This is a genomic window from Bradyrhizobium sp., from assembly GCF_049581145.1.
In the GTDB taxonomy this organism is placed as follows: Bacteria; Pseudomonadota; Alphaproteobacteria; order Rhizobiales; family Xanthobacteraceae; genus Bradyrhizobium.
This window is the reverse complement of record NZ_JBAURI010001052.1, coordinates 1-7926: the sequence shown is the minus strand read 5'-3', so window position 1 is coordinate 7926 and position 7926 is coordinate 1. Positions and strand designations below refer to the sequence as shown.

Annotated in this window: 7 protein-coding genes; 1 reads left to right on the top strand and 6 read right to left on the bottom strand. The window is 64.1% G+C overall.

Features of this window, described 5'->3' with window-relative positions:
* The 5 genes from WCB02_RS34080 to WCB02_RS34060 form a co-directional block, all read right to left on the bottom strand.
* The coding region (locus WCB02_RS34080) for a M16 family metallopeptidase (protein WP_423965459.1) at positions 1 to 329 on the bottom strand (329 nt) is incomplete at its 3' end.
* 102 nt (positions 330 to 431) lie between these two features.
* A complete protein-coding gene (locus WCB02_RS34075; RefSeq protein WP_423965456.1) occupies positions 432 to 1082 on the bottom strand; it encodes a hypothetical protein in 651 nt (216 codons plus the stop codon).
* Between the two features lie 207 nt (positions 1083 to 1289).
* Positions 1290 to 1784, bottom strand: a complete 495-nt coding sequence (gene lspA, locus WCB02_RS34070) for a signal peptidase II (protein ID WP_423965454.1) — start codon at positions 1782 to 1784, stop codon at positions 1290 to 1292.
* 162 nt (positions 1785 to 1946) lie between these two features.
* Complete coding sequence (ileS, locus tag WCB02_RS34065) at positions 1947 to 4979, bottom strand: isoleucine--tRNA ligase (RefSeq protein ID WP_423965451.1); 3033 nt, start codon at positions 4977 to 4979, stop codon at positions 1947 to 1949.
* A gap of 231 nt (positions 4980 to 5210) precedes the next feature.
* On the bottom strand, positions 5211 to 6182 hold the full coding sequence (locus tag WCB02_RS34060) for a bifunctional riboflavin kinase/FAD synthetase (protein WP_423965449.1): 972 nt from the start codon (positions 6180 to 6182) through the stop codon (positions 5211 to 5213).
* Positions 6183 to 6432: 250 nt separating this feature from the next.
* Here WCB02_RS34060 and WCB02_RS34055 point away from each other — a divergent pair, with 250 nt between their 5' ends.
* A complete protein-coding gene (locus tag WCB02_RS34055; protein ID WP_423965447.1) occupies positions 6433 to 6828 on the top strand; it encodes a response regulator in 396 nt (131 codons plus the stop codon).
* A 201-nt stretch (positions 6829 to 7029) separates the two neighbouring features.
* Here the strand turns inward: WCB02_RS34055 and WCB02_RS34050 are convergent, their stop codons facing one another.
* Positions 7030 to 7887 (bottom strand): TIGR01459 family HAD-type hydrolase, encoded by an 858-nt coding sequence (locus WCB02_RS34050; protein WP_423965445.1) that lies wholly within the window; start codon positions 7885 to 7887, stop codon positions 7030 to 7032.
* Between the last annotated feature and the right edge of the window lie 39 nt (positions 7888 to 7926).

The following is a 7926-nucleotide window of genomic DNA, read 5'->3' as shown; positions in this document are numbered from 1 at the left end:
GTGAAGGCGTTCTCGTTGCCGCCGACCTTCAGCACGGTTTGCGAGAATTCGCCGGCCGGATGCTTGGCCGTCCCCTTGAACATCAGATGTTCGAGAAAATGCGCGAGCCCGGATTTGCCCGGCGTCTCGTCCGCGGAGCCGACCTTGTACCAGACCATCTGCGTCACGACCGGTGTGCGATGGTCCTGGATCACAACGACCTGCAGGCCGTTGGGCAGCGTGAAGCTTGCCGGAGGGTCGGACGTCAGGGTGGTCTGGGCGAAGGCGCCGGTTGTGAAAAGAACGAGCGCTGCGAATAGCGAAATGGCGAGACGGTATGGGGACATCATGACCTGTCAGTTGCCCCGGGCAACATCGCCCGGGATAAACCGCGGCATGCTACACCGCGCGGCCGGTGGGTGATCGTCACGAAGCCGCGAGAGAAAATGCGGCTATTCGCCATACTTCCCGGCGGCCGGGTTGTATTCCTTGTTCATCGATTCCTTCGGCCCGGTGCCGTAGGCAAAGTTCGGCGACGGCGTCTGGTATCCGGGCGGCGGCTCGGTCAGGGATTCCCGCGGCGGTTCGGCCTTGAACTCCTTGGTCTCGGCCTTGTTACCGCCGCCGAACAGGTTGGAGAATCGGCCGTCGAAGCCGAGCTGCGAAGGGCTCAGGACCGCGTTGGTGCCGGGGTCGCCGCCGGGCTGCTCTGATTCGGAACCATGGGTGCTGGCGCCGCTGGGCGCGGTCTTGCCGACATTGAGCTCGCTGGGGCTCAGCACGCGCGCGGCCTCGACAGGGTCCTTGTTCTCCTTCTTGCGCCGGGCGACCTCCTGCTTATGGCGCTGGACATCCGGATCCTTCGGCCAGTTCGGCACTTTCACTTCCGCGGAGGCAGAAGCCGGCGGCGGCAGGTCGAGCTTCGGCGGTACCACCAGCGGCGAGCGCTCGCGATAGTCGATGCCGCCGTTGTCCATGTTGGTGGCACCCATGCCCTTCATCAGGCCTTCAATGACCTTTTCCTCGAAGGTCTTGTCATCATCGTCGTCATCGCCGGCGCGGGCCGCACCGGACGCCAGCAGCAGACCCACGCCAAGAACCATTGCTGAGATATGCACGGCGCGCCTTGCCGTGCCTGAGGAACCGCGTCGCATCCAACCGCTGAGTTCGGATTTGCGCATCGCTCTACCTGCTCTTTCTGCGGGCCAAAACTGCTGCGGGCCAAGAATTTCCGCGCGCCAGAGACAGCGGCGCCTGAGCGCCATGTTCCGCCTCTTTGGCTGTACTCAGTCTGGTCGTATCGACCGGGATCAGGGCACTTTTACGGCGGGGACCCCCACGAAGGAATCATACAACAGGCCGATCACCCCGGCAACAATGGCTGCGTCCGCAAGGTTGAACACGTACCAATTATAGGTATTTCCACCGATCTGGAGGTGAAACAGGGCAAAATCGACCACCGCGCCATGGGCCAGCCGGTCGATGCCATTGCCGACCGCGCCGCCGATGATCAGTCCGAGCGCGACGGTTGCCATCCGGGTCTGCGAGCGCATCATCCAGATGCCGAGCGCGATCACGGCCAGCACCTTGACCGCCATCAAGGTGAATTGGGCGGCCTGGCTGTCGTTCTGGAACAAGCCGAAGCTGATTCCGATATTCCAGGCCAGCACGAGATCGAAGAACGGCGTCACCCGTACCGTGCCGCGGTGGGCGATGTCGAACACGTAGAGCAGCCAAGCCTTCGAGGCCTGGTCGATGATCAGCGTCATGACGGCGGCCAGGAGGCCGGAGCGGAGTGGGGTCATGTCGAAGATGCCGCCGCAAGACGAAGAGACGTCGTCCCGGCGAAAGCCGGGACCCATACCGGGTGATCTCTGTATTCGGCAAAATGCCTGTGACTACGCTCTCGCTTCACTGGAACCGCCTGTGGCTGTGGGTCCCCGCTTTCGCGGGAACGACGATGGAGTTTAGAGGCTCCCTCCCAGCGCCTTCCATTCGCGCAGCGCCTTGGCATCGCGCGGCGACACGTCGGGATAATCGGGGTCTTCGCCGACGGTGGGCAGGATCTTCCAGGAGCGTGCGCATTTGGTGCCGACCGCCTTCTCGACCACGACGGCGACGTCAGAGACATCAGCAAGCCGGAAGGCGGCTTGCGGGGCATCGTCATTGGTCACTTCGGCACTTGAGGTGATGCAGATTTCGGCGAGGTCGACATCGAACAGCGTCCTGAAGATCTCGGGATCGGCAACATAGACCACGGGCGAGGCTTCGAGCGACGAGCCGATGCGTTTTGCGGCGCGTTCCAGCTCCAGCGCCCCGGTCACGACGCGGCGAACGTTGCGGATGGTCTGCCATTTTTCGGCCAGCGCATCGCCACGGAATTTTTCCAGGCCTTGGGGGAACAGCACCAGATGCACCGACGGCTCGGCGTCGGGTCGGTAGAGCCGCCATGCCTCGTCGCAGGTGAAGCTCAAGACCGGCGCGAGCCAGCGCAGGATCGCGTCGCAGATGATGTCAATCGCGGTCAGCGCGGATTTCCGCGCCGGCGACGAGGCCGGGTCGCAATACAGCGTGTCTTTGCGGATGTCGAAATAGAATGCCGACAATTCCGAATTCATGAACGCGGATAGCGTCGCGACCACGGTCTTGTAGTCGAACGCAGCATAGGCCCTGTGCACGATCCCGGCCTGCTCGGCGAGATGATGCAGCATCAGCCGCTCCAGCTCCGGCATTTCGGCATGCGCGACTTTATCGTCCGGCTTGAAATGGTGCAGCGTGCCGAGCATCCAGCGGATCGAGTTGCGCAGCTTGCGGTAGGTCTCGATGGTGTTCTTGAGGATTTCCGGGCCGATGCGCTGGTCGTCGGCATAGTCGGTGGCGCAGACCCACAGCCGCAGGATATCGGCGCCGGAATCCTTGATCACCTTCTGCGGCTCGACGGTGTTGCCGAGCGACTTCGACATCTTGCGGCCGTTCTCGTCCAGCGTGAAGCCGTGGGTCAGCACCACGTCATAGGGCGCGCGGCCGCGGGTGCCGCAGCTTTCCAGCAGCGAGGAATGAAACCAGCCACGGTGCTGGTCGCTTCCTTCCAGATACATCACGGTGTCCTGGCCGCCATCGATCTTGCGCCTGATGCCGGCGAGCCCCGGGAAATGTACAGGGTCTTCCAGCACGAACGCATGGGTCGAGCCGGAGTCGAACCAGACGTCGCAGATGTCGTCGATCTTCTTCCAGTCTTCATTGGCAAGCGCGCCGAGAAACCGCTCGCGCGCGCCGTCCATGTACCAGGCATCGGCGCCCTCCTGATCGAAGGCGTCGGCGATGCGCTTGTTGACCGCCTGGTCCTGCAGGATCTCGGCGGAGCCGTCGCCCTTCTCGCGCACGAACACGGCGATCGGTACCCCCCAGGCGCGCTGGCGCGAGATCACCCAGTCGGGGCGGCTCTCGATCATGCCGTTGATGCGGTTCTGTCCCGACGGCGGCACCCACTGCGTCACCGAGATCGCGCGCAGCGCGCGGGCGCGCAGCGTGTCGCCGGGCTTCGCCTGGCCGTGGCCAGCGATGCCCATAGCCCCGGGCGTGCCCGGGGGGTCCACAATAGGCTTATCCATCGCGATGAACCATTGCGGCGTGTTGCGGAAGATCACCGGCTTCTTGGACCGCCAGGAATGCGGATATTGGTGCTTCAGCCGCCCGCGCGCGAGCAGCATGCCGGCCTCGATCAGCGCCTTGATCACGGCCTCGTTGGCATCGCCCTTTTCGCCCTTGTCGTTGATGACGCGTTTGCCGGCGAAGCCCGGCGCATGGTCGGTCAAGGCGCCGTTTTCGTCGACGGTGTAGGGGATCGTGGTGGCGATGCCGCGGCTCTCCAGCTCTTGCGCATGTGCCATCCAGACGTCGAAGTCCTCGCGGCCGTGGCCCGGGGCCGTGTGCACGAAGCCGGTGCCGGTGTCATCGGTGACGTGATCGCCGGGAAGCAGCGGGACCGTGAAAGAGTACCCGCCGAGACTCTTCAACGGATGGGCGCATTCCATCGCGTCGAGCGTATCGGTGGAGATGTCGCGCAGCTTCTCATAGGCCGCGACGCGGGCCTGCTTGAACACGCTGTCCGCCAGCGCATCCGCCAGGATCAGGAGATCGCCGTGCTTCACCCAGTTGTCGGCCGGCGCATCGGTCACCTTGTAGAGCCCGTAGGCGATCTTCGGGGAGAAGCTGATGGCGCGGTTGCCGGGCAGCGTCCACGGCGTCGTGGTCCAGATCACGACACTTGCCGACGCCAGCGCGCCGTGCGCCGGCGAGGTGACCGGAAACTTCACCCACACCGTATCCGAGGTGTAATCCTCGTATTCGACCTCGGCCTCGGCGAGCGCGGTCTTTTCCACCACGCTCCACATCACCGGCTTGGAGCCGCGATACAGCGTGCCGTTGCCGGCGAATTTCATCAGTTCGCGGGCGATCTGCGCCTCGGCGAAATAATCCATCGTGGCGTAGGGATGGTCCCAGTCGCCGATGATGCCGAGCCGCTTGAACTCCTCGCGCTGCACGTTGAGCCAGCGCGTCGCATAGGCGCGGCACTCCTTGCGGAACGCCACCATCGCGGCGGGGTTGCGAAAGTCCGGTTTGGCCTTGCCCTTGGAGCGGTAGTTTTCTTCCTCGATCTTCCATTGGATGGGCAGGCCGTGGCAGTCCCAGCCCGGCACATAGTTGGAATCGAAGCCGAGCATCTGCTGGCTCTTGGTGACGACGTCCTTCAGGATCTTGTTCAGCGCGTGCCCGATATGGATGTTGCCATTGGCATAGGGCGGCCCGTCATGGAGGACGAATTTGGTCCGGCCCTTGGCCGCTACGCGCAGCTTCTCGTAGAGCTGGATATCGTTCCAGCGCTTGAGCATCTCCGGCTCGCGCTGGGGCAGGCCGGCGCGCATCGGGAACTCCGTCTGCGGCAGGAACAGGGTTTTGGAATAATCTGTGGCGTCGGACTTTGGCGGCTTTTCGGACATCGGGCTCTGGTCTTGACTGGGAAAATCTGGCTTGAAGTTTCGGCCTGGAAGAGGCGCTGAAACACGATCAATCGCGGATCAACGAGGACATCCCGGTCTTGCGCCGAGCCAAAGCTCAGGCGGAAGCCGGGCCGCTAATGCCGATGGTGCGCCGCGCGAACATACGGGTGTCCATAGCAGGGGCGTGCGGAAATCGCAAAGGCCTGATCCCGCGCCTTGCTCTTGCGCCGTTTAGCCGATCGCCCCGAGCTTTGGAAACGCAGCCGGCGCCGCGGCCAGTTGCGCGCGGGCTTTCAGGCTGTCGTCGTCCATCTGGCGCACCAGCGCCTCTATCCCCGCAAATCTCACTTCCTCGCGGATGAAGCCGATGAAGGCGACATCAAGGCTCTCGCCGTAGAGATCGCCCTTGAAATCGAACAGGAAGATCTCCAGCAGCGGCGCGCCATTGTCGAAGGTCGGCCTGCGGCCGAAACTGGCGACGCCGTCGAGGCGCTGTTGGCCGCGGCCGACCCGCACGGCATAGATCCCGTGTCTCAGCCCGCAATGCTGGTCGAGACGGATATTGGCGGTGGGGTAACCAAGCTCGCGGCCGCGTTTCTCGCCATGGATCACCTCCCCGGTCACGAACCAGGGGCCGCCGAGCATCGCGGTCGCTTCCGCGATCTCGCCTTCGGCCAGCGCCATCCGAATCGCGCTGGACGACACCGGCCGCTCCTCGATATCGACATGCGGCTGCACGTCGACCTCGATGCCGAGCCGGGGCGCCTCGCTTACCAACAGGCTCGGCGAGCCGACCCGGCCCTTGCCGAAATGGAAATCATAGCCGACAGCGATCCCGCTTATCCCGAGCCGCTCGATCAGGTCATGGTGAATGAAATCCTGCGCCGTGGTCTGGGCCCGGGTCTTGTCGAACGTCATGACCACGGCACCGGACAGACCGGTTCCGGCCAATAGCCGGAGCTTTGCGGCTTCATCGGAGAGCCGGAATTGCGGGGTGTTCGGGCTGAAGAAGCGGCGCGGATGCGGCTCGAAGGTCACGGCCAGCGCAGGTCGGCCATGCGCTCGAGCCATCTCCAGCGCCGCGCCGATGACGGCCCGATGCCCGAGATGGACGCCGTCAAAATTGCCCATCGCCACCACCGCTCCCCTGGGAATGGCGGCAGTGGGCGTATTGTCACGGATAACGGTAAAAGCGGGCGTCATTTCCGGGATTGCTTCGGGATTTGCTTCGGGATTCGGCGTGGCCGGACCGTGACTTGGGCGGTGCGAAGAAGTCAAGTATCGGAACGCCGGCCCAAGGCGTCGTTGCGCGGCGTGGCGTCGCCGCTGCTGTGCGCAGTTAACGGGCTGTTTAAGGGCTGGTGCTAGTTCTTGAGCTGGATTTGGCCGAGCAGATGGCCTCTGAGCCGGCTCGGTTTCGGTGTGCAGGATTCGTTCGCGCGGGGAAGTAAAGATGGCGGTTGATCTGTCGATGTCGGTTCTGGTGGTGGATGACTACAGCACCATGATCCGGATTATCCGGAACCTGCTGAAGCAGCTCGGTTTCGATAATATCGATGACGCCAGCGACGGATCCGCCGCGCTGAACAAGATGCGCGTCAAGAAATACGGGCTTGTGATCTCCGACTGGAACATGGAGCCGATGACCGGCTATGACCTGCTCCGCGAGGTGCGCGCCGACCCCAACCTCGCCACCACCCCCTTCATCATGATCACCGCGGAGTCCAAGACCGAGAACGTGATTGCGGCGAAGAAGGCCGGCGTCAACAACTACATCGTCAAGCCGTTCAACGCCGCGACACTGAAGACCAAGATCGAGGCGGTATTCCCGGACATGGCGAGCGCGTAAGGGCGCGAGGGCGATACCCTCTGCGTCGTCCCGGCCAACGGGTCGGCGCAAAGCGCCGCCCGATGACAGGCTCCGGCCGGGACCCATACCGGGTGATCTATCCGACAAGGCAATTTGGCTGACGCCCGTTCAACAACCACTCCGGTGGTTATGGGTCCCGCCGTTCGCCGGCACGACATCCGAAGGTGGTCTCTGCGCGTTCTACCACCGCAGCTCGCGGATCAACGCGCGTGGCGGGTGGCCGAACAATTCCTTCACCGACGCCGGATCGAGTTGATCGATCCCCTCGAATTCCTCCGAGTGAATGCCCCGCGTCACGAACAGGCAATCGATGCCGAAACCGTGCGCGCCGGCGAGATCGGTGCGCACGGAATCGCCGATCGCGAGCACCTGGCCCGGCTGCACCGTCTGGCCGCGGCGCTGCGCGGTCGCGAGTTCGATGGCGCGCTCATAGATCGGCCGGTGCGGCTTGCCGTAGAAGATCACCTCGCCGCCGAGCTCGCGATAGAGCTCGGCGATCGCGCCGGCACAGTAGATCAGCCGGTCGCCGCGCTCCACCACGATATCGGGATTGGCGCAGATCAGCGGGAGCTTGCGCTCGCGCGCCTCGAGCATCATCGCGCGGTAATCCTCGGCGGTCTCGGTCTCGTCGTCGAGCAGCCCGGTGCATACGATGTAATCGGCCTCCTGCAGCGGCGAAAGCACCGCATCGAGGCCGCGATAGATCGACGCGTCGCGCTCGGGGCCGAGCCAGAACAGCTTGCGTCCGGGATGGTCGGCGACATAGAGCCGGGTCAGGTCGCCCGAACTGACGATCGCGTCATAGGTCTCGTCGGCGACGCCGAGCTTGCGCAGTTGCCGCTGCACGGATTCGGCCTGCCGCGGCGCATTGGTGATGAGAATGACGGTGCCGCCCCGACTTCGAAAGCTGTGCAGCGCCTGGCAGGCCTCCGGGAATGCCTCGATGCCGTTGTGGACCACGCCCCAGATGTCGGACAGCACGACCTCCACGCCATCCACGAGGTTGTGCAGTCCTTCGACAAACCGCAGGGTGACCATGGCGCGCCGTCAGCTGGGGCCGGCGGCGCGGCGCGCCAG

Coding starts and splice junctions, on each gene's coding strand:
- ileS (WP_423965451.1), bottom strand. CDS start 4,979: ATGTCCGAAAAGCCGCCAAAGTCCGACGCCACAGATTATTCCAAAACC.
- WCB02_RS34075 (WP_423965456.1), bottom strand. CDS start 1,082: ATGGTTCTTGGCGTGGGTCTGCTGCTGGCGTCCGGTGCGGCCCGCGCC.
- lspA (WP_423965454.1), bottom strand. CDS start 1,784: ATGACCCCACTCCGCTCCGGCCTCCTGGCCGCCGTCATGACGCTGATC.
- WCB02_RS34055 (WP_423965447.1), top strand. CDS start 6,433: ATGGCGGTTGATCTGTCGATGTCGGTTCTGGTGGTGGATGACTACAGC.
- WCB02_RS34050 (WP_423965445.1), bottom strand. CDS start 7,887: ATGGTCACCCTGCGGTTTGTCGAAGGACTGCACAACCTCGTGGATGGC.
- WCB02_RS34060 (WP_423965449.1), bottom strand. CDS start 6,182: ATGACGCCCGCTTTTACCGTTATCCGTGACAATACGCCCACTGCCGCC.